The 20,357-nt window shown below is 58.8% G+C and carries 20 protein-coding genes; 11 read left to right on the top strand and 9 right to left on the bottom strand.

Going from position 1 to position 20,357, the window contains the following annotated elements:
• Positions 1-37 precede the first annotated feature (37 nt).
• Complete coding sequence (locus tag FHT79_RS16035; RefSeq protein WP_183903686.1) at positions 38-619, bottom strand: Lrp/AsnC family transcriptional regulator; 582 nt, start codon at positions 617-619, stop codon at positions 38-40.
• A gap of 25 nt (positions 620-644) precedes the next feature.
• On the opposite strand from FHT79_RS16035, the gene FHT79_RS16030 reads away from it, so the two are divergent.
• Complete coding sequence (locus FHT79_RS16030; RefSeq protein WP_183903685.1) at positions 645-1,031, top strand: RidA family protein; 387 nt, start codon at positions 645-647, stop codon at positions 1,029-1,031.
• 88 nt (positions 1,032-1,119) lie between these two features.
• On the opposite strand, the gene FHT79_RS16025 is transcribed toward FHT79_RS16030, so the two are convergent.
• A complete protein-coding gene (locus FHT79_RS16025; protein WP_132573759.1) occupies positions 1,120-2,703 on the bottom strand; it encodes a peptide chain release factor 3 in 1,584 nt (527 codons plus the stop codon).
• 91 nt (positions 2,704-2,794) lie between these two features.
• Between FHT79_RS16025 and dut the strand changes: the two genes are divergently transcribed.
• Complete coding sequence (dut, locus tag FHT79_RS16020; RefSeq protein ID WP_183903684.1) at positions 2,795-3,265, top strand: dUTP diphosphatase; 471 nt, start codon at positions 2,795-2,797, stop codon at positions 3,263-3,265.
• On the top strand, positions 3,265-4,164 hold the full coding sequence (locus FHT79_RS16015) for a GNAT family N-acetyltransferase (RefSeq protein ID WP_183903682.1): 900 nt from the start codon (positions 3,265-3,267) through the stop codon (positions 4,162-4,164). The genes dut and FHT79_RS16015 overlap by 1 nt, the downstream gene beginning before the upstream one ends.
• A gap of 35 nt (positions 4,165-4,199) precedes the next feature.
• Here FHT79_RS16015 and FHT79_RS16010 read toward each other — a convergent pair whose 3' ends face one another.
• Positions 4,200-4,664, bottom strand: coding sequence for an Lrp/AsnC family transcriptional regulator (locus FHT79_RS16010; RefSeq protein WP_183903680.1), 465 nt, complete (start codon positions 4,662-4,664; stop codon positions 4,200-4,202).
• A 112-nt stretch (positions 4,665-4,776) separates the two neighbouring features.
• Here FHT79_RS16010 and FHT79_RS16005 point away from each other — a divergent pair, with 112 nt between their 5' ends.
• Positions 4,777-5,679, top strand: coding sequence for a DMT family transporter (locus FHT79_RS16005; protein ID WP_183903678.1), 903 nt, complete (start codon positions 4,777-4,779; stop codon positions 5,677-5,679).
• 47 nt (positions 5,680-5,726) lie between these two features.
• Here FHT79_RS16005 and FHT79_RS16000 read toward each other — a convergent pair whose 3' ends face one another.
• Positions 5,727-6,245 carry a DNA starvation/stationary phase protection protein gene (locus FHT79_RS16000; protein ID WP_183903676.1) on the bottom strand — a complete coding sequence of 173 codons (519 nt, stop codon included), beginning with the start codon at positions 6,243-6,245 and terminating at the stop codon, positions 5,727-5,729.
• A gap of 235 nt (positions 6,246-6,480) precedes the next feature.
• On the opposite strand from FHT79_RS16000, the gene FHT79_RS15995 reads away from it, so the two are divergent.
• From FHT79_RS15995 to FHT79_RS15965, 7 genes are all read left to right on the top strand, one after another.
• Positions 6,481-7,098, top strand: coding sequence for a LysE family translocator (locus FHT79_RS15995; RefSeq protein WP_183903674.1), 618 nt, complete (start codon positions 6,481-6,483; stop codon positions 7,096-7,098).
• A gap of 144 nt (positions 7,099-7,242) precedes the next feature.
• Positions 7,243-8,205: a cysteine synthase A gene (gene cysK, locus FHT79_RS15990; protein WP_018070011.1), complete on the top strand. Its 963-nt coding sequence runs from the start codon at positions 7,243-7,245 to the stop codon at positions 8,203-8,205.
• Between the two features lie 779 nt (positions 8,206-8,984).
• Positions 8,985-9,560, top strand: coding sequence for a hypothetical protein (locus tag FHT79_RS15985; RefSeq protein ID WP_183903672.1), 576 nt, complete (start codon positions 8,985-8,987; stop codon positions 9,558-9,560).
• On the top strand, positions 9,544-12,531 hold the full coding sequence (locus FHT79_RS15980; protein WP_183903670.1) for a hypothetical protein: 2,988 nt from the start codon (positions 9,544-9,546) through the stop codon (positions 12,529-12,531). Before FHT79_RS15985 ends, FHT79_RS15980 begins: the two co-directional genes overlap by 17 nt.
• Positions 12,532-12,541: 10 nt before the next feature.
• Positions 12,542-13,537 carry a hypothetical protein gene (locus FHT79_RS15975; RefSeq protein ID WP_183903668.1) on the top strand — a complete coding sequence of 332 codons (996 nt, stop codon included), beginning with the start codon at positions 12,542-12,544 and terminating at the stop codon, positions 13,535-13,537.
• A 40-nt stretch (positions 13,538-13,577) separates the two neighbouring features.
• A complete protein-coding gene (locus FHT79_RS15970; RefSeq protein WP_183903666.1) occupies positions 13,578-14,342 on the top strand; it encodes a hypothetical protein in 765 nt (254 codons plus the stop codon).
• Complete coding sequence (locus FHT79_RS15965; RefSeq protein ID WP_183903664.1) at positions 14,318-14,728, top strand: hypothetical protein; 411 nt, start codon at positions 14,318-14,320, stop codon at positions 14,726-14,728. The genes FHT79_RS15970 and FHT79_RS15965 overlap by 25 nt, the downstream gene beginning before the upstream one ends.
• A 33-nt stretch (positions 14,729-14,761) precedes the next feature.
• Here the strand turns inward: FHT79_RS15965 and FHT79_RS15960 are convergent, their stop codons facing one another.
• The 5 genes from FHT79_RS15960 to FHT79_RS15940 all read right to left on the bottom strand — a co-directional run bounded on the left by FHT79_RS15960 (position 14,762) and on the right by FHT79_RS15940 (position 20,349).
• Positions 14,762-14,986: a hypothetical protein gene (locus FHT79_RS15960; protein ID WP_183903662.1), complete on the bottom strand. Its 225-nt coding sequence runs from the start codon at positions 14,984-14,986 to the stop codon at positions 14,762-14,764.
• Positions 14,987-15,056: 70 nt separating this feature from the next.
• Entirely contained in the window at positions 15,057-16,589 is a 1,533-nt protein-coding gene (locus FHT79_RS15955) for a YifB family Mg chelatase-like AAA ATPase (protein ID WP_183903656.1), read from the bottom strand.
• Positions 16,590-16,761: 172 nt separating this feature from the next.
• Positions 16,762-17,709: a glutathione synthase gene (gene gshB / locus FHT79_RS15950; RefSeq protein ID WP_183903654.1), complete on the bottom strand. Its 948-nt coding sequence runs from the start codon at positions 17,707-17,709 to the stop codon at positions 16,762-16,764.
• An 86-nt stretch (positions 17,710-17,795) separates the two neighbouring features.
• Entirely contained in the window at positions 17,796-18,830 is a 1,035-nt protein-coding gene (locus FHT79_RS15945) for an ABC transporter permease (protein ID WP_047617598.1), read from the bottom strand.
• On the bottom strand, positions 18,814-20,349 hold the full coding sequence (locus tag FHT79_RS15940; protein ID WP_183903652.1) for a sugar ABC transporter ATP-binding protein: 1,536 nt from the start codon (positions 20,347-20,349) through the stop codon (positions 18,814-18,816). The genes FHT79_RS15945 and FHT79_RS15940 overlap by 17 nt, the downstream gene beginning before the upstream one ends.
• Positions 20,350-20,357 lie beyond the last annotated feature (8 nt).

The raw sequence follows: 20,357 nt of genomic DNA, 5'->3' as shown, positions 1-20,357 counted from the left end.
GCGGCAGGACGCTTAGCCGGGAAACCAGAGCGCCTGTCTATTCCGGCCGCGGCATATCAGGCCAGCTGTCGGTGACGCCGGCCTGGACCGGACGCTCCAGATAGGTGGAAAGGGCGATATAGCAGCGGGTGCCGGTGACACCGGGAACGGCATGGATCTGCGCCAGAAAAGCCTCCAAGTCCTGCGGGCTCGCCGTGCGGACCTTGAAGAGAACGCTGGCATCGCCGGCGACCGAATGCATCTCCTCGACCTCGGGAAACCGCAGGACCTGCATCAGCCGCTCGCTCTTGCCCCAGCCGGCCGCCTCCACATGCACGAAAGCAAGCAACGGTTTGCCAAGCGCTGCGCCATCCAGCGCGGCATGCATGCCTTTGATCGCGCCGGATTGCCGGAGACGGCGCACGCGCTCGTGCACGGCCGGCGCCGACAGGCCGACCGCTTCTCCAAGCCTGGCATAACTCTGGCTGCTGTCGGCGGCGAGTGCGGCTAATATTTTTCGGTCGAAGACATCGATGGCCGGCTGCTGCGCACGTCTTTGCCGAAGATCCTCTGTATTTTTCGTCATTCGGTAAAATCCCCTTCTTGCCGAAAAATAATCGCCGATACTGGCATTCTTCAACAGAATATTCGCGGAGGCAAATCGAATGGAGATGATCGAGCGCAATCCGGCAAGCGGGATCTATCCGGCGAACCCCGACTATATCCATGCGCTGGAGGTCAGGCATCCCACGCGGCTGCTCTTCGTCAGCGGCACGATGGGTCTCGATCAAGAGGGAATGGCGGGCGTCGACCTGGACGGGCAATTGGAGCTCATCTGGTCCAATCTGCGCACCATCCTCGCCTCGGCTGATATGACCGTCGAGAATATCGTGCGGCTGACGAGCTATCTGCGCGACGGTGCCTTTGTGGAGGCGAACCAGGATGCCCGCCTTCGGGCACTTGGCGGCCGCGCCGTACCGACCACAGCCATCATCGTCGAAACGCTCAGCGACGATTGGCTGGTCGAAATCGAGATCGTCGCCGCCGGCTGACGGCAAATGGCCATCGCAGCACGGGGGTGCGACAGCCATGTCGTTCAAGCCGCTTTTGCCCAATCGCTTGGCGGACGATTGCCCGGTCTCACGCCGCCTTGGCGGCGTGATATTCCTTGATGGCGACCATCTTGATCGCCGGATAACGCTCGGACTCATAACGCAGCGAGAAACCGTCCTGGGCGAGGAAGACCGGATCGCCGTCGAGATCGCGGGCGATGTCGCCGCGCTTGACGGTGAGGAACTTGTCGAGATCGGCCGGCTGCTCGGCCGAGATCCAGCGGCAGACGGAGAAACGCGACATTTCGAAGGAGACCGGCAGGCCGTATTCGGCCATCAGCCGCTCCTTCAGCACGTCGAGCTGCAGGGCGCCGACGACGCCGACGATCGCCGGCGAGCCGTCTTCCGGCGAAAACAGCTGGACGACGCCTTCCTCGGCCATCTGCTGCAGGGCTTCCTTGAGCTTCTTTGCCTTCATCGCGTCTTCCAGGCGCACGCGGCGCAGAATCTCAGGCGAGAAGTTCGGCACGCCCTGGAAGACCAGGGATTCGCCTTCAGTCAGCGTATCGCCGATCCGGAGCGTGCCGTGGTTGGGAATGCCGACGACGTCGCCGGCATAGGCGGTGTCGGCGAGCTGGCGCTGCGAGGCGAAGAAGAATTGCGGCGCCGTCAGGCCAAGCTGCTTGCCGGTGCGGGCGAGCCTGGCCTTCATGCCGCGCTCGAGCTTGCCGGAGCAGATGCGGGCAAAGGCGATGCGGTCGCGATGGTTGGGGTCCATGTTGGCCTGGATCTTGAAGACGAAGGCCGTCATCTTGTCGTCGGTCGCATGCACCGTCCTGGTATCGGCGACCTGGTCACGCGGCGGCGGCGCGAAATCGCCGAGCGCATTGATGAGGTCGCGAACGCCGTAATTGCGCAACGCCGAACCGAAGAAGACCGGCGTCATATGGCCTTCCAGGAAGGCCTGTCGGTCGAAGGGACGGCAGGCCTCGATCGCGAGCTCCGTCTCCTCGACGAATGCCTGGCGCTCGTTTTCCGGCAACCGGCCGGCCACACTCTGCGGGCCGTTGACCGGCGTTCCCTCGATTTCGGTATCCGACCCGCGCACCGTGTTGGCGGCAATATTGTAGGAACCGCAGAAGGTCTTCGAGCGGCCGACCGGCCAGGTGATCGGCGCCGTATCCAGCGCCAGCTTCTCTTCCACCTCGTCGAGGATCTCGAAGGGATCGCGGCTTTCGCGGTCCATCTTGTTGATGAAGGTGATGATCGGAATATCGCGCATGCGGCAGACTTCGAAGAGCTTCAGCGTGCGCGGCTCGATGCCCTTGGCGGCGTCGATGACCATGACGGCGGCATCCACGGCCGTCAGCGTGCGATAGGTGTCGTCGGCGAAATCCTCGTGACCCGGCGTGTCGAGGATGTTGAAGACATTATCGTTATATTCGAAGGTCATCACCGAGGTGACGACCGAGATGCCGCGTTCGCGCTCGATCTTCATCCAGTCGGAGCGCGTCTGCATGCGATCTTTCTTCGCCTTGACTTCGCCGGCAAGCTGAATGGCGCCGCCGAACAGCAGCAGCTTTTCGGTGAGCGTCGTCTTACCCGCGTCCGGGTGGGCGATAATAGCGAATGTGCGGCGGCGGGAGACCGCCTCGGCGAGACTTTCGGCCATACTTGTGAATCCTGTGGAATTGCCGCTTAACTAGCGACTAAAGCCCCGCTTTGCAATTGACCTTGCCCGCGCAGGCGCAAAGTAATGGGCCATGACCATTCATCACGATGTAAGACCGACGCTGAACCTCATCCGCTTGGCCAACGGCGAAGGCCTCGACCTGCCCGCCTATGAAAGCAAGGGGGCGGCCGGCATGGACCTGCGCGCCGCCATCGACGAGGCGACACCACTGACGCTTCTGCCGGGCAAACGGACGCTGGTGCCGACCGGCTTCATCTTCGAAATCCCCGAGCATTTCGAGGGACAGGTGCGGCCGCGCTCCGGCCTCGCCTTCAAAAACGGCATCACCTGCCTGAATTCGCCTGGTACCGTCGACAGCGATTATCGCGGCGAGGTGAAAGTGCTGCTCGCCAATCTCGGCGAAGAGCCCTTCGTTATCGAGCGCGGCATGCGCATCGCCCAGATGGTGATCGCGCCGGTGACGCAGGCGCGGGTGGCGGAGATCACCGAGGCCAGCGAAACGCTGCGCGGCGCAGGCGGCTTCGGCTCCACGGGCGTCTGATGACCAGGCGCTTCGACAGCGCCGGCCTGACCTTCCGGCAGGATTATTTCGGCGATCCCGCCGGCTGGGCGGCGCTGGTCAACCTGCTTCAGGATATTTTCGGCATCGATATCGGGCCGCTGCAACAGCTCGGCGGACCCGATCCCTCCAGCATGCCTTTCGGCTGGTTTGACGACGAAGGCGAACTTGCGGCGAATATCTCAGCCTTTGCGCTGCCCTTCGTCATCAACGGCAGGATCGTCCATGCCGCCGGGCTGCAATCGGGCGCCGTGCGGCCACCATGGCGTGGCCGCGGGCTCTATCGCGACGTGACGGTAAAGGCGCTCGACTGGTGCGAGCGGCAGGGCTTTGAAGCCGTCATCCTCTATACCGACAAGCCGTCTCTCTACGAACCTTATGGTTTCCGCGCGATACCGCTGCACCGATACGAGGGAGCGGCGCCCGCCCCTTTGGCATCAGCCGCACCCGCCCGGCTGCTTGCACCGACGCATGCGGATGATCTTGCCCTGCTGCAATCGCTGCTGAAAAGACGAAGCCCGGTTTCGACATCGCTTGGTGTCACCGTCAATGCGGCGATGTTTCTGATCAATACCCAGCTCGATCCCGATATCCGCCTCAGCTTCCTGGAAGACCGGCAGGCCGCCATCGCCTGGAAGATCGACGAGACGGGCCGCTTCCGTCTTCTCGACGTGGTGGCGGCGGAGATGCCGTCGCTTGCAGCAATCCTCGGCGGGCTGGAGATCGCGCCTGCCGCCGTCGAGGTGCTGTTCCGTCCCGACAGGCTCGGCTGGGCGGGTGTTGCGCAGCCGTTGGAAAGCGGCACGAGGCTGATGCTGCGCGGGCTTGGCGATGCCATTCCGAATTTTCCGGCGATGCTGTCGCCGATGGCGGATTTTTAGAGCAGTTCCAGCAAAGGGACCGGCTCTGCCGACGTTTACCTTTTCCGGGAAAGCGGCGGCAGGCGGCGTTTGACCGGTGAGGCCTTGATCATCGAGGTGTTGGTTTCTGCCCTTTCGGCAACCCGGTCAAGCAGGCCGTCGAGCTCCGCCATCGAGCGGATGACCAGCCGGGCGATGAAGCAATCCTCACCGGTCACCTTGTCGCATTCGACGATTTCGGGAATGTCCTGGATGATGCGCTCGACGATGTGCAACTGTCCCGGCAGCGGACGCACGCGCACGATCGCCTGCAGGGGATAACCGACGGCGGCGGGATCGAGATCGATGGTGAAAGCCTTGATGACGCCGCGCTCCTCCAGTCGGCGCAGACGCTCGGCGGCACTCGGCGAGGACAGGCCGACCTGCTGCGCCAGCTCCTTCAGCGAGATTCGGGCATTGCCGGCCAGCGCTTCGAGGATGGCCTGATCGACCTCGTCGAGCGATTGCACATCATTAGCCATGGCGATCCACTTTCCTATGATGATTAGGCGATATCGATCATCTTCCTTTTTATCCTTATATAAAATCGCCTCCGGCCGCAATATTATCATGCCATCAAAGGCGGAGGTTATCATGGGTAGCGACATCAGACGGGGCACGATGGAAATGACGGCAGCGATGCTGATCTCGGGGACGATCGGCTGGTTCGTCGTCATGTCGGGACAGCCCGTCAGCGGCGTGGTCTTCTGGCGCTGCCTGTTCGGCGCGCTCACCCTGCTTGTCATCTGCGGCGCTCTCGGGCTGCTGCGGCCCGGCATCATCACGCTGCGCGCCTTCGGCATCGCCATTTTTGGCGGCGTCGCCATCGTCTTGAACTGGCTGTTGCTGTTTGCCTCCTATTCGCATGCGACGATCTCGATTGCGACGACCGTCTATAATACCCAGCCTTTCATGCTGCTGGTACTCGGTGCGCTCTTCCTCGGCGAGAAGATCACCGCCACCAAGCTGTTCTGGCTGACGCTCGCCTTCGCCGGCATGATTGCCATCGTCGAGGCAAAACCGGAGGCGGGCGGAGCGATATCGGAGGGCTACGGCCTCGGCATCCTGATGGCGCTCGGCGCCGCCTTCTTCTACGCACTGGCAGCGCTGGCCGCGAAATGGCTGAAAGGCACGCCGCCGCATCTGATCGCGCTCATCCAGGTCGCCACCGGCATGCTGATGCTGGCGCCGATGACCGATTTTTCAAATCCGCCGCAAGATGTCGGCGGCTGGGCGATCCTCGTCACCGTCGGCGTCGTCCATACCGGGCTGATGTATGTGCTGCTCTATGGCGCGATCCAGAGGCTGCCGACGCATCTCACCGGCGCGCTGTCCTTCATCTATCCGATCGCCGCGATCCTCGTCGACCGGCTGGCTTTCGGCCACGCGCTGCAGCCAATGCAGATTGCCGGTGCGGCGATTATCCTGCTTGCCGCCGCCGGCATGAATCTCGGCTGGACGCCGCGCTGGCTGCGGCCGCGGGCGCTCGAGGGCTGAGAGCCGGGCGCCCCGACGGGGACGGCTGAGACGTCCCGTTGCCGATGTTACCTCTGCGTGCGTGTCGTTTCGAACAGGAACCAGGTGCGGCGCTCGCCCTCGTCGATCCAGTTCTCGATCAGGCTGGCGGTCGCGACGTCATTATGCTCGTCGCAAAGGCCATGCACTTCGCGCAGCAGCGAAACGAGCTGCGCATTGTCCTCACGCAATTCCGACAACATGTCCTCGGGCGTGACGAAATCGGCGTCATTGTCCGAAAGACGCTGCTGACGGGCGATCTGGCCGATGGAGCGCAGCGTCGTACCGCCGATCTTGCGGGCACGTTCGGCAATGTCGTCGGTCATGGCGAAGATCTGCTCGGCCTGTTCGTCGAGCAGCAGATGATAGTCGCGAAAATGCGGGCCGGACATGTGCCAATGGAAATTCTTGGTCTTCAGATAAAGCGTAAAGACATCGGCAAGCAGGGCGGTCAGCGCCGCCGAGATATCGGTAATGGCGTTGGTCGACAGGCTGGACGGCGTCTTGAGCGGCGAAAGCCTGCGGGTTTCGGCTGAGCTGGGGGACATTCATTTTCTCCTTGGTGATGAAAATCTCCGCGGCGTTGCGCTCCCTTTCGGGAGGCGCGGAGGACGCTGATCGCGCATTTGCAGAGGGAGAGATAGCAAGGCGGGGTCGCTTTCCAAGTAGATCATGGTTCAGCAAACCTATTCTTTATGGTTATGGACAGATCAGCGCCAAAGCATTGATGAGGCAGCAAGGCTTGCCTATAGAAGGGCGGCAGAAGCCCAGTGGGTTAAGAAGATGAGCCTCACCGTCCTGATCACCTATGCCGGAGCGCTGTTCATCGCCGCGGCCATTCCCGGACCCGGGATCACCGCGATCGTCGCGCGTGCGCTCGGCTCGAATTTCCGCGAGACCTTCTTCATGGGCCTCGGCCTGGTGCTCGGCGACATGACCTATCTCACCGCGGTCATTCTCGGCCTCGCCTTCGTGGCGCAGACCTTCACCGAGGTGTTCATCGTCATCAAGATCGCCGGCGCCCTCTACCTCGGCTACATCGCCTGGAAACTCTGGACGGCGGGATTGCTGCCGCAGAATATCGCGGCGCGCAAATCCAGCAATATCGGCCTGTCCTTCCTCTCCGGCCTGCTGGTGACGCTCGGCAATCCGAAGACGATGCTGTTCTATGTCGCCCTGGTGCCGACGCTGATCGATATCGGCAATATCGGTTTGCGCGACTATGCGCTGCTGCTTGCCGTTACCTCCGTGGTGCTGATCGCCGTGCTCGTGCCCTATATGCTGCTTGCCTCGCGGGCTCGGACGATGCTGAGAGAGCCGCGGGCCTTGCAGGCGCTGAACCGGGTTGCGGCCGGTATCCTGGCCGGCACGGCGGCCTTCATCGCCACGCGGGCGGCTTGAAATAAACATTCGGCAAGAAGCGGTTTCCAAAGGTTATTTTCTCCGCGGACCGCGCCTCCAGGTGGAACGCGCTCTGGCCTAGACCGGTCTTTGACCCTATTCTCCCCTCGATTCCAGGGGCAGGATTTCAAAGGGAGAGCACCCATGTCGCACAAACCCGGCCGCGGCCGCATCTATTCCTCGATCACCGAAACCATCGGCGATACGCCGCTCGTGCGCTTCGACAAGCTGGCGCGGGAAAAGGGCGTCGTGGCGAACCTGATCGGCAAGCTCGAATTCTTCAACCCGATCGCCTCGGTCAAGGACCGCATCGGCGTCGCGATGATCGAGAGCCTCGAAGCGCAGGGCAAGATTACTCCCGGCAAGACGGTGCTGATCGAGCCGACCTCCGGCAACACAGGCATCGCGCTTGCCTTTGCCGCCGCCGCCAAGGGCTATCGGCTGATCCTCACCATGCCGGAAACGATGTCGGTCGAACGCCGCAAGATGCTGGCGCTGCTCGGCGCCGAACTGGTGCTGACCGAGGGCCCGAAGGGCATGAAGGGCGCCATCGCCAAGGCCGAGGAACTGGCGTCGTCGCTGCCCGACGCCGTCATTCCGCAGCAGTTCGAAAACCCGGCCAATCCCGAGATCCACCGCAAGACGACGGCCGAGGAAATCTGGAACGACACCGACGGCACGGTCGATATCGTCGTCTCCGGCATCGGCACCGGCGGCACGATCACCGGCGTCGGCCAGGTGCTGAAGAGCCGCAAGCCCGAGATCAAGATCATCGCCGTCGAACCCGCCGACTCACCGATCCTGTCCGGCGGCAACCCAGGCCCGCACAAGATCCAGGGCATCGGCGCCGGCTTTGCGCCGAAGATCCTCGACACCGGCATCTATGACGAGGTCGTCACCGTCACCAATGACGAAGCCTTCGAACAGGCGCGCCTCGTCGCCCGGCTCGAAGGCGTACCGGTCGGCATCTCCTCGGGGGCAGCGCTGACCGCCGCCATCAAGGTCGGCATCCGTCCCGAAAACGCCGGCAAGAACATCGTCATCATCATCCCCTCCTTCGCGGAGCGTTATCTCTCGACGGCGCTGTTTGAAGGGCTGGGGAGCTGAGGTAAGGCTTGAGCGCGGGCTTTCCTGGTCACTCATCTTTTTTAGAATCGGGGCGCTTCGGCGCCTCTTTTCTTACTCAGCAGTCATCGGCAGGATGGCTTTCCGGAGCAGTAAGGGGCGGGCTACCAATATGTTGGCAAACGATTACCGACATCCGAATTGCGCGCCAACAATGGCGTGGAAATTCGCGGGTCAGAAGCAAGGTGCGTAAGTTTTATACCACCCGCGCGATGCTCATGGTTAAGGCTTTAGAAGCAATCGAATTATCGGGCCTACAGTTTGTTCCATTGGCGCACGAGCATTACGATGGACTCGCTAAAGCCGTGCGAGACGGGAATCTCTGGCAGCTAGGTCAGCCCACATTGATCACGGTCTAACTAGCTAGGCCTTCAGGCCGCAGGGTATGCTATCCAAGGAGAAGTTTTCCTAAGGTTCGATGGTAGCGGCATGGTAGTGCCGATGTCCGTGCCTGTTTGCTCTTTGCTGAGATACGAGTTCCGACACTGTTCGCTCGCCCGTCACGACTGCCGGCATCAACGAGGCCTGAAGCTCGCACGATGCTCCGGCGATTTCGGATGCTCTGACTTTTCACTGCCGTGATAAAGTAGAGCGAAAATCGCAACCTTTATCACTTCGATTTTTTTGGAGACGTTTGAATATCTGAATCACCGATTCTTTTAGAACAACAGCACTATCGCGCTAGTTGACGTAATTTCGATTGAGGTTTATAAATACAACTTACAACCTAAAATTCCCTAGATTATTGATTGGAGACGTCAATGACTTTTTCAATTAAAATTATATATAATTCGTGGACTTATAAGTATTATACGATACATATTTTAACATTTTTACGCCAAGATGTAGATATGTATGCGGGATCATTTTTTAAATTTCTAATAATATTCTGCATATCTTTACTTTTTTCCCCTTTTCCAAAGCAATCGTTATCGGCGACATTTCCATTATGCGCAGATTTCTCGATATTTCCACCAAATTACTCCCTACCCAACAATCTTGCTTATAGCGGATACACATTCTCCGAGAATGACCCCCAGGGTCTCTGGAGTACATCATCAGCGGGAACCGGCTTGCAGTTTCGCAACTCAGGATTTACCGCGAAACTTCCAACAATAACTCAAAATGTCCACGTGATTATCGGCGCATTCGCAACGCCTGTGCGGTTATCCGCCAAAGATGCGCAGGGTTCGGTTATTTTTAATCAAACGGTCCCGGCCGACAACACGATGCGCGCGGTTGACATCGACGCCAAAGAAATTGTGTCCGTGATTGGAGAGGATGGGAATAACGAAGGTATCCTCCAAGAGATTTGCTTCGATGTCACAACGAATTGACGACCCAAGATCGCGGCAAAACTACCTCGTCTTTGAAGCTGTGGGGGCAGGCCTTCGGAAACTGATCGCTTTATCCATGTTGGCTATTGCTTTAGTTATCCTAAGCTGCGCGCCCAGCCATGCGACTTGCAATATCGGACAGGACGCGAAAGAAATTTCCAGCCTTGAGCTGGGAGCCCTGCGGCTGGACAACATACCGCGCGGAGGATTTCGCCTCCTCTCCCAACAGGCTGGCACGAGCAGCGACGCGTGGCGTTTCGAACTAACCGGACGAAGCAGCAGCCTTTCCGTTACATTTAGAAGCGCGGGCACCATCGTCCGCGCATCACTTCAACTCAGGCGGCCAATTTTTGGAACTGTAAGAGAGACTTTGGCGGCGGGCGCATGCCGAAGAACGTTCTGGATAGATCGCGGCACCCTGACGGGAGCACGATTGAAAGTGCTGAGCGGCCGACTCAGAGCGGATATTGCCGGGGAGTTAGTCGCAGAAGGAGCAACTTTCGCTATAACGAACAATACAATCATAGTTTATCAGAATAACTCTGTATCCGGCAGCATCGAACTGCGAGGACATGGGTTTAGAATGACACGTTCCATCGTCGCAATACCGGGGGTGGGAGACATGCCGGTCGAATTCAGAGCATCTGGAACTGTCTCGGTATCCATCGCTCTCGAATCTCTCGTCGTACACATCGAAAACGGCGCGCTAATCGCAAACCGCGTGGGATCGTCAAACCCAGTCAGACTGGACTCGCGATATACGATCACAGCCTCAAAACTGAACATCGCGTCGTTAATCTTGAGGGTTGGTGGGGCCAGGCCGAACCTGTTTCTTAAAGGTTTAAGGCTTTCCGACGCCACGATCGAATACTCTGAATTTGGTAAAATCGCAGCGCGCAAAATTCCGATACTAACAATCGATGAAATAAGCGGACCAGCAGATATTGTCAAAAAAATACCTGTTCTAGACTTGGCGAATAGCGAAATACATGGACTCAAAGGAGTAGCACTTTCGCTCGATATACTGAACTCTGCGGGAGAAATGATAGCTTCCGGTAGCGGGAATATAACGATAAAACTTCTCAACCAATCGACCATTTCTGCAAGGCTGACATTGGCAAAGCCAATCTCAAGAGAGTTCGAAACGTCCGCTTACTCGGGGCAATTTAAGAACCTTTCCATAGGCTTGGTCGGAAGTAGGCAAGATCCCGCCATAAGGGTTTCAGCAGTATTGTCGTCTCTGCGCCTTGGGGCATTAAGTGTGACGTCTAGCGCAATAAACGTCGAAGGCATTGGTCAGGGAGAGCGTCCGTTAGCCATCAAAGCAGCGATCGGTAAGGGTGAGGCTACGCTAGGTAAGGGAGAGATAGTAGGCTCGCTCTTCGACGTTTTTATAGGTGCGTATTTATCGGGTATAAACGAAACAACAAGAGCCGTCCTGGCAGTGAAACCGGGAAACCTTAGGGCCAAATTTAGAACCTCTGCCACCAGCTTTCCGCTCTTTGGTGGTAAAATATCTTTTCCGCCTAGCAGCTACCAACTCGATAACGATACGGATTTAACTTTCGGGCCCGAGACCGTGGCAAAACTCGCCCTAGGAACTGTTGACGCCAGCATCGACGGGGTCCGGTTGATCCCGAGTGAAGGAGAGTCCGCAGTCACGTTTCAAACCAATGTAGCGCATTCAGCCCCGAATGCATCCCTTGGAATAACCTTAGATCCAGGCGCTAGCCTGCCGATCCTGCTAACTGCACATTTTGAAATTCCGGGATTCGAGCTCAAATTTCCTTCTATCCCCTTTGAGATCGGCAGTTTCGAATTTAGCGTGTCGAGCTTTGGAGTTCGTAGCTTCGCTATAGACATTTGGGGCGCCGCTGCGAGCGTCGCGATGAATACCATCACGGTTGGAATCGATTCATTCAAGCCCCGCAAGCCTAAGGTGGGCGAACCGTCTCCGTCATTGGACGTTTCGGGTAAAAGTCCGGAGCCATTCTCGATTGGGAAGCTTCAAGGGATGTTTGACTTGTCGCCGTGGCCTCCGTCGTTCTCTGATTTAGCAGTGAACGATTTGGTGATGCAAACTACAGACGTAAGTTACAACGGCCCACAAGAACTTCATGTTCATGCGAGCAATGCGGATATCAAGATCCCGCATGCCTGGTTGCCCAGCGAGCATTTGCCGCCACACCATGATCCATACGTCAGCATGTCATTTGTCGCTAAGAAAACAGAGGTATCTTGGCATGGGGCGCCAAACGGGACAGCCAACATTGATAATCTCGCTGTGACGCTACATGGACAACCAGCACATCTAGACGGCAAACTTGATATTTCGAGCGGTGTCATTGCGCTTTCAGGAAAGGCCAATATCCCCCTCGGAACTAAACCGGATGGAAATCATGGATGCACGCTGACGGTTCCCGCCAACGTCGCCTTTAGTATACTAAAGCTAGACGGCACCATAAATGTCATCGGAGGCAAACCGGCGGGCCACATTGCCGTCAACGATTTTAATATTGGGCACATTGACTATTGGGGTCATCAAGACTGCAGATGGGACCAACTCGTCATTATTGACGTAATAATCCCCTATCCATGCGGCTTTTTCAAATGGTGCAATACAGTCGAATTTGATCTTGGCTGGGTATTTGCTGTCAAAGCAGTCAATTTGCACTTCCAGCCAGCGGTGGTGGAGTTTCAAATCGGAAGTGATGGTGGCTTTGAAGCGTGCAAATTCTCTGTGGCTCAAATTCTGCCTATTGTTCCCCCCGTATTCTCGATTGCGCCCCAACTTCCTTCTTGGATCGGTGGAGACGTTGCGCGCTGGATAAATGATCTCGCCTCAGTTGCGACTGGCACTGTCGAGACGCTACTCACCGCCAACGCGCTCGCCTTAGAATCCGTAATTAGCTTGGTTGACTTTAACACGAATGGAAACGGCCTCAATTTTACGAGCAAATGCAATCAGTGAGGATATCGCCATGGCGCTTAGGCTATTCATTGCGGCAATTATAACCCTAACGGCGACTCTCACTGCCGCAGCCGCCGGTCACAACCTTGACGAGAGCATGGATTTCTGGAGAAGTCAGGCGTTTTATTGCGATGACGGAAATGGCCATCGCTTTCCCTCGAAACAGCGCGAGCCTACGGTCGACAATCCGAGTCCGTGTGACGACGGAGACATGACCTTGTTTAACGGCCTCTTGTGTGCCGCCGGCGAGGAAATTGGTTGCCAAGCAGTCGCCCTATCGCAAGGCAAGGACGGCAGATGGTGGAGGTCGCCGAGGAGGATTGGGTTTGAGGCTCCCAAACATGACGTTTCCTTTTCGCCAGATCAAGCGCTCGGTGTAATGCACTATACGGTTCAGAAACACGACGCCACGGCGTTCCACAACTGGTTGACCTGGATCGACACAAATCGACCGTGCATCCTGAAAATCGGCACAAACTGCATAGTACAAGGGTGGCCGAGGTTGTGCCCAGATGATCAAACCGATAAGCGCTGCACCTTTAGACCGGGTACATGCGCAGAATTTGAACTCGTGGGTGGCCTATACAAAGACGAGAGCGCCAAGATTTGCCGAAATGTGTTAAAGGCGTACGGCATGGATGTAGACGACTTTATATATCCGGTTCAACTATTAGCGACAGGCGCCGCTGTCGTGAATGAAGAAAATTTTCCATTGCACTTGGCTGCAGTCGAACTCTTTTTACTCGGGAGGACGGGTTATAATGCGCGCGAAGGGGGAACGATATTGGCAGCGCGTGATTCCGGAAATCCTTTTTTCCTATTTTTAGCGGGAGAAGCACCTGACAAAGTCCGAGATTTGCTCCTGAACGAGTGCCCGACGCCGGAGAAGCCAAGCGAACATAGATTTCAATGGTCATGGGAGCGGCCGAGCGCAGACGAACCTTGGAAGAACAGCATGTATTGGGACTGCATTTTCATGGGCAAACTTCTTGGATCAACCCATTAAAAAACCTTGATCTGAAGCAGATCATGTTGTGAGGGCATCGATGACGGATGATCACAATAAGTGTCGCAGAGAGGGCTGGGCTTGCCTCGCCGATAAGTTGACGTTTAGCAAACGCTTAACTAGGAGACAATTCAGTTTAATTGCATGCGCACTGGCCTTTGAGGCAGGGCAGATCCGAATTCCTGACGCCTTAGCACAAGCCCCAAAGATCCTAAAATTCGCCGGATGGGGCGGCCGCACACAACGAGTAATTGGTGATAATGTCTTTAAAGAGTATACCGCACAAACTGGCGTGAACATCTCGCAGACCGCGTTCGGCGATGAGTATGCGTTTTTCAAAGAGGTATCTTCTTCGCCGGCGGGAACATTTGATCTCGTGCAAACATCAGGCCTCGAATTCTATAGGCGTTACCGAGACAGCGGCCTGCTCGCCATCTTCAATGACGGTGCGGTGCCTACCCTTTCAGACTTTCTGCCAGGGATAATGGCACCTGTGAAGGCACTTACCGGAAAATTATGCGGCGTACCACTTACGTATGGCGTGACAGGTATCGCATTCAATCGAAAAGCCATCACTGAACTTGAAGCTAACTCATTGGGAGCTTCGTTGTTGCTCGATGATAGATTCGCGGGTCGACGAGCTCTGTTCGACGATATGCAGACGAGAATGTGGTTTGCGGCTTTGCAGTCAGGACAAAATCCTAATTCGTTTCAAATATGGGAACCATTTGGCAAGGTATTGAAAAGGTTTGGTCGACGTCGCAGCACTGGCGCTCTACCGTGGAACTCGCCGAGATGTTTTTGAGCGAGAAAGTTATCCTCGCCGACGCTTGGTCGAACGAAGTGGCGCTTCTTCGCGATCAAGGATTGCCTCTGGGATTTCTCATTCCACCGAATTCGTTGGCTTGGATGGAGCTGTTTTGTGTAATCCGAGGCGCCCAATTGCCCGAGGTGGAGGCGCTTTTGCAAGTCCTGACGAAACCAACAGTACTGGAGGTGGTTTCTGTCGCTCAGAAGCTTCCGCCAAGTATGAACCCTAAAAGTCACACGTTCTCGCGTCGCGTGACGGAACTCCCTGGTTTCGACCCCTCCGGAAGCCTTTCAAACTTGGCGTTCGCGGATGCTAATTATTGGTCTGCAGGTAATGATCGTTGGTGGCCAGATTGGGAGAGGATCAGAGGAAGCGGTTAGATCCTCCACTGCCAGTCATCGAACCAGGCAACCTCATGTGCCTAACTTATCGCGCGACGCCATGCTGTCGAGATCGGCGAACGCGACCCTCGGGATGCAGTGACAATCGCAAGCGGAGAATTTGCCTCCCAACGGGTTGCGCAGCTGTAGCTCGAAATTCTCAATCATCGCGGTGGAGCAGCACGTATTGGTGCGGATGTCATCTTCGCATGCGCTTTCGACGGAAGCTTTTACAACGCCATGGATGTCGTAAAGCATTCGGAACACCTCGGCAAAAAACCGCAGTAGACATCTTCATAGAGTAGCGGGTGCTTCGACGCGCTTTCTTCTACGCCGCCGCCGTCAACCTTTCCCCTGCGATACGGTAGGAAATCGCCTCGGCCAAATGAATGCGGCCGACTGTCGACTTGCCGTCGAGATCGGCCAGGGTGCGGGCGACCTTGAGGACGCGGTGGTAGCCGCGGGCGGAGAATTTCATCTTTTCGGCGGCGTCGCGCAGCAGCTGCAGGCCGCTGGCGTCGGGTTCGGCCATTTTCTCGATCATGGCGGTGGAGCAGCGGGCATTGGTGCCGATGCCTTTTGCGCCGGCACTTTCGAAGCGCTCCTGCTGGATCTCGCGGGCGCGGGCGACGCGGCGGGCGACGTCGGCGCTGCTTTCGGCCGCCATCGGCCGGATGAGATCGGCGGCGGAGACGGCCGGCACGTCGATGCGGATATCGATGCGGTCCATCAGCGGCCCGGAGATGCGGGCCTGGTAGTCGCTCATGCAGCGCGGGCCGCGGGCGCAGCTATGACCGGGCTCGCCGGCCATGCCGCAGCGGCAGGGGTTCATTGCCGCGATCAGCTGGAATTTCGCCGGATAGGAAACGCGGTGATTGGCACGCGCGATGACGCACTCGCCGCCTTCGAGCGGCTGGCGCAGCGCATCGAGCGCCTGCGGCGTGAACTCTGGAAATTCGTCGAGAAACAGCACGCCGTGATGGGCAAGCGAGGCTTCGCCCGGACGGGCGCGCAGGCCGCCGCCGACGAGGGCGGCCATGGTGGCGGAATGATGCGGGGTGCGGAAGGGCCGGCGGTCGGAAAGCTTGCCGCCGGAGAGCTGGCCGGCGATCGAGTGGACCATCGACACCTCCAGCAGTTCGGCGGCCGAAAGCGGCGGGAGGATCGACGGCAGCCTGGCCGCCAGCATCGACTTGCCGGAGCCGGGAGGCCCGACCATCAGGAGATTATGGCCGCCGGCGGCTGCGACCTCCAGCGCCCGCTTGGCGCTTTCCTGGCCCTTGATCTCGGCAAGGTCCGGCAGGTTGGCGGCATTGGCGCGGATCGATGCCTCCGGCCTCGATAGGACCTGCGTGCCGCGGAAATGATTGGCAAGAGCGATCAGGCTGCGGGGTGCGAGAATATCGACATCCGCGCCCGCCCAGGCAGCTTCGGCGCCGCTTTCGGCCGGGCAGATCAGCCCCTTGCCGAGCGCATTGGCGCCGATCGCGGCCGGCAGCGCACCTGCGATGGCGGCGATCGTGCCATCGAGGTTGAGCTCGCCGACGACGACAAAATCCGACAGCGCATCGGCGGGAATGGCGCCGAGGGCGGCCATCAGCGCCAAGGCGATCGGCAGATCGAAATGCGAGCCTTCCTTCGGCAGATCGGCGGGCGCCAGATTGACGGTTACCCGTTTGGCCGGCAGCGCCAGGCCGGAGGCATGGAGGGCGGCCTGCACCCGCTCGCGGCTTTCGGCAACCGCCTTGTCGGGCAAGCCGACGATCTGCATGCCGACCTTGCCGGGCGCGACCATGACCTGAACCTCGACCGGCACACCTTCGATGCCCTGGAATGCCACCGTGCTGACACGCGCGACCATAAACCCATCCCCTTGCCGCAAACTCTTATACCGCCCCCGGCCCTTGAGAGCCAGCGGTTGCAATCTGGCATGGAAGCGGGAATAAAACAAGAACAATCAAGGAACGTATCTGGATATCCGCGGCGACCGGGTTGTACCCGGCCGCGGGATCAAAACGGGCATAATTTGCCGGTCAGCCGCGCTTGCGTTCGATCGCATCCCAGAGGAGGCTTGATATATCGGCGCCGCCGAACTTCTTGACCTCGCGGATGCCCGTGGGCGAGGTGACGTTGATCTCGGTCATGTAATCGCCGATCACATCGATGCCGACGAGCAGGAAGCCGCGTTCTCTCAGCGCCGGGCCGATGCGGGCGCAGATTTCCTGCTCGCGCGGCGTCAGTTCGGTCGCCTCGGCGCGGCCGCCGACATGCATGTTGGAGCGGCTGTCGTGTTCGGCCGGGACGCGGTTGATGGCGCCGGCAAATTCACCGTCGACCAGGATGATGCGCTTGTCACCCTTGCGCACATCGGGCAGATATTGCTGGGCGATGAAGGGTTCGCGGAACAGCTGGCCGAACATTTCCAGCAGCGAGGAGAGATTGCGGTCGTCGCGGGTCGAATGGAAGACGCCGGCGCCGCCATTGCCGTAGAGCGGCTTCAGGATGATGTCGCCCATCTCGTCACGGAAACGGCGGATCTCGGTCGGGTCCTTGGTGATCAGCGTCTTCGGCATCAGGTCGGAAAATTCGGTGACGAAGATCTTCTCCGGCGAGTTGCGCACCCAGGCCGGATCGTTGACGACGAGCGTCTTCGGGTGAATGCGCTCGAGCAGATGCGTCGAGGTGATATAGGCCATGTCGAAGGGCGGGTCCTGGCGCAGCAGCACGACATCCATGGTCGCGAGATCGACGCGCTCCGGCGCGCCAAGCTCGAAGTGATCGCCCTTGACGTCGCGCAGCAGCATCGGCTCGACGCTGGCAAAGAGCTTGCCGTCGCGGAAGCTCAGGCGGTCGGGGGTGTAATGGAAGAGCCGGTAGCCGCGCGCCTGGGCTTCCAGGCTCATGGCGAAGGTGGAATCACCTGCGATATTGATGCCGGCGACATGATCCATCTGGACCGCTACATTGGTGATCTTGGCCATTTCCGTCCCTTCCTGACTGCCGGACAGATGTAGGTCGGCCAGATTTCAAACGCAACGGCCAATCAAGGCCTTCCGGCGCTACCTGATCATCGCGTCTCAAGGATGCGCATCAGCCGGCCGCGATAGCTGTCGAGAATAACGGCGAGCACGATGACGGCGCCGATGACGATCGGCTTGATATTGTCGTCGGCGCCGAGCAGCTGCAATCCCGTCGACAGCACCTGCAGAATGCAGGCGCCGACCAGCGTGCCGATGATCGAGCCTTTGCCGCCGGAGAGGCTGGTGCCGCCGATGATGACGGCGGCGATGGCATTCAACTCATAGCCGATGCCGGCAACCGGGCTGCCGACATTGAGGCGGAGCAGATAGACCATGGCGGCAATGCCGGCGGTCAGCCCGGAGATCGTGAAGACCGCGATCTTGTATCTTTTCGGCTGATGCCCCGACAGCCGCACAGCCTCTTCATTGGTGCCGATCGCAAAGACGAAGCGCCCGAAGACGGTGTAGCGCAGCACGAACCAGCCGATCAGGACGACGACGATCGCAATCAGGAAGATCGACGGAAAGATGCCCCAGAAGATCAGGTTGCCGAAATCGACGAAAGGCTGCGGCAGGCCTGTTATCGTGGAGTTGTCGCTGACCACGCGGGCCAGGCCGCTGGCGACGTTCAGCATGCCGAGGGTGACGATGAAGGACGGAAGCTTCCACTTCTCGCAGATCCAGCCATTGACCGCGCCAAGGATGGCGCCGGTGCCCATCGACGCCAGACAGGCGAGAACGATCGCCTGCCATGGCGAAAACGCCGGATTGATCATGATCGTCGCACCGATGACCGTGCAAAGGGCAAGCAGCGAGCCGACGGAGAGATCGATGCCGCCGACGAGGATGACGAAGGTCATGCCCGCGGCCAGCACGGTGTTGATGGCGATCTGCACGAAGATCTTCAGAAAATTCTCCGGCGTCGCGAAATAGGGCGCCGTCGCCGAGAAAAACGCCAGGATCAGGATGAGGGCGATGGCGACGCCCGCTTCCTTCATCGAGATCCGGATCAGCTTGTCCCAGACGCTCGTCTCTTTCGCCCCAGTTTTCGCCTCGGTCTGTTCTTCAATGTTGGCGGACACGGCTGTACTCCTTGTAGGCGAGCGAAAGGATCCTGCTCTCGTCGAATTGGTCCCGGGCTATTTCCCCTGCGATCTTGCCGTCGGAAAAGACGATGATGCGATGGCAGATGCCCATCAGTTCCGGCAGATCGGAAGACACGACCAGGACACCTTTTTGCTCGGCCGCAAACTTCCACAGGAGCTCATAAATCTCGGCCTTGGCACCGACGTCGATCCCGCGGGTCGGCTCATCGAAAATCAGCACCTTGGGACCGCGGAACAGCCATTTGGCAATGACGACCTTTTGCTGATTGCCGCCGGAAAAGGTCCTGACGGCCTGACGGATGGACGGAGTCTTGATCCGCAGCTCACGCACGAGGCGCTGCGCGTGATCCTCCTCGGCCCTTCGCCTGATCAGGCCGTTGCGGGAGATCTTGGCGAGATCGGTGATAGTGGTATTTTCAGCGCAGCTCATATCGAGCATCAGGCCCTGCATCTTGCGGTCTTCGGTCGCCAGGCAGAGCCCCGCCGCAACGGCATCCTGCGGCGAGTGGATCTCGACCGGCTCGCCATTCAGGCGAATTTCGCCGGCCGCCTTGGCGTCGGCGCCGAATATGGCGCGAACCGCCTCCGTCCGGCCGCTGCCGACGAGACCGGCAATACCGACAATCTCGCCCTTTGCCACGGAAAATGACAGTTCCGGGCTATGGCGCGTCACCTTCAGGCCGGAGACGCCGAGCGCCTCGCCTGAGACCACGCTGTCGCCGCGGAAAATGCCGTGATCCGAAAGCTTGCGCCCGACCATGAGCTCGACGATGTCGGGAATAGCCAGCCCTGCCAGTGGACGGGTGATCACGTGCTGGCCGTCGCGCAGCACCGTCACATCGTCACCGACTTCGAAGATCTCCTCCAGCCGGTGCGAGATATAGAGCGTGGTGACGCCTCGCTGCTTCAGGCGTTTCAGAATTTCAAAGAGGCGATCGACCTCCTTGGAGGTCAGGGTTGCCGTCGGTTCATCGAGAACGAGAAGCTTGCTTTCGTAACAAAGCGCCTTGGCGATCTCGACCAGCTGAAGCTGCGCGACGCTGAGGCGGCTCGCCAGCGTCGTCGGGGCCACGTCGAGGCCGACCTCTTCCAGGAGTTCGGCTGCCCTCTTATTCATTTCCTTGTAGTTCACCAGGCCGTAGCGGCGCGGCAGATGCTCGAAGAGCAGGTTTTCGGCAACCGTCAGGTTGGAAAGCGGATGCAGTTCCTGGTGAATGACCCGGATGCCCGCCTTGAACGCCTCCAGGGGCGAGGACGGATGATAAGGCTTGCCGTCAAACAGGATATGGCCATCATCCGGCCTGAAGACGCCGCCGAGCAGATTGATCAGGGTCGACTTTCCGGCGCCATTCTCGCCCAGGAGAACGTGCCCCTTGCCGCGGCCGATCCGCATGGAGACATCCTTGAGCGCCACGACGCCGGGGAAGCGCTTGCCGATCCCCTCCAGCCTCAGGATGTCGTCATCTGGTGCGTCTGACACGTCGACCTCATGCATGGTCTGTT

The organism is Rhizobium sp. BK212, from assembly GCF_014197475.1.
Classification (GTDB): Bacteria; Pseudomonadota; Alphaproteobacteria; order Rhizobiales; family Rhizobiaceae; genus Rhizobium; species Rhizobium anhuiense.
Note: the sequence above shows the minus strand (reverse complement) of the source record. Positions and strands in the feature narration are given on the sequence as shown.

What these genes read in the sequence shown, in the direction of transcription:
- FHT79_RS16030 (WP_183903685.1), top strand. Translation starts at nt 645, where the DNA reads ATGGAGATGATCGAGCGCAATCCGGCAAGCGGGATCTATCCGGCGAAC.
- FHT79_RS15955 (WP_183903656.1), bottom strand. Translation starts at nt 16,589, where the DNA reads ATGGTCGCGCGTGTCAGCACGGTGGCATTCCAGGGCATCGAAGGTGTG.
- FHT79_RS15940 (WP_183903652.1), bottom strand. Translation starts at nt 20,349, where the DNA reads ATGCATGAGGTCGACGTGTCAGACGCACCAGATGACGACATCCTGAGG.
- FHT79_RS15970 (WP_183903666.1), top strand. Translation starts at nt 13,578, where the DNA reads ATGACGGATGATCACAATAAGTGTCGCAGAGAGGGCTGGGCTTGCCTC.
- gshB (WP_183903654.1), bottom strand. Translation starts at nt 17,709, where the DNA reads ATGGCCAAGATCACCAATGTAGCGGTCCAGATGGATCATGTCGCCGGC.
- FHT79_RS15980 (WP_183903670.1), top strand. Translation starts at nt 9,544, where the DNA reads ATGTCACAACGAATTGACGACCCAAGATCGCGGCAAAACTACCTCGTC.
- FHT79_RS15995 (WP_183903674.1), top strand. Translation starts at nt 6,481, where the DNA reads ATGAGCCTCACCGTCCTGATCACCTATGCCGGAGCGCTGTTCATCGCC.
- FHT79_RS16015 (WP_183903682.1), top strand. Translation starts at nt 3,265, where the DNA reads ATGACCAGGCGCTTCGACAGCGCCGGCCTGACCTTCCGGCAGGATTAT.
- cysK (WP_018070011.1), top strand. Translation starts at nt 7,243, where the DNA reads ATGTCGCACAAACCCGGCCGCGGCCGCATCTATTCCTCGATCACCGAA.
- FHT79_RS15960 (WP_183903662.1), bottom strand. Translation starts at nt 14,986, where the DNA reads ATGCTTTACGACATCCATGGCGTTGTAAAAGCTTCCGTCGAAAGCGCA.
- FHT79_RS15975 (WP_183903668.1), top strand. Translation starts at nt 12,542, where the DNA reads ATGGCGCTTAGGCTATTCATTGCGGCAATTATAACCCTAACGGCGACT.
- FHT79_RS16010 (WP_183903680.1), bottom strand. Translation starts at nt 4,664, where the DNA reads ATGGCTAATGATGTGCAATCGCTCGACGAGGTCGATCAGGCCATCCTC.
- FHT79_RS15985 (WP_183903672.1), top strand. Translation starts at nt 8,985, where the DNA reads ATGACTTTTTCAATTAAAATTATATATAATTCGTGGACTTATAAGTAT.
- FHT79_RS16005 (WP_183903678.1), top strand. Translation starts at nt 4,777, where the DNA reads ATGGGTAGCGACATCAGACGGGGCACGATGGAAATGACGGCAGCGATG.
- dut (WP_183903684.1), top strand. Translation starts at nt 2,795, where the DNA reads ATGACCATTCATCACGATGTAAGACCGACGCTGAACCTCATCCGCTTG.
- FHT79_RS16025 (WP_132573759.1), bottom strand. Translation starts at nt 2,703, where the DNA reads ATGGCCGAAAGTCTCGCCGAGGCGGTCTCCCGCCGCCGCACATTCGCT.
- FHT79_RS16000 (WP_183903676.1), bottom strand. Translation starts at nt 6,245, where the DNA reads ATGTCCCCCAGCTCAGCCGAAACCCGCAGGCTTTCGCCGCTCAAGACG.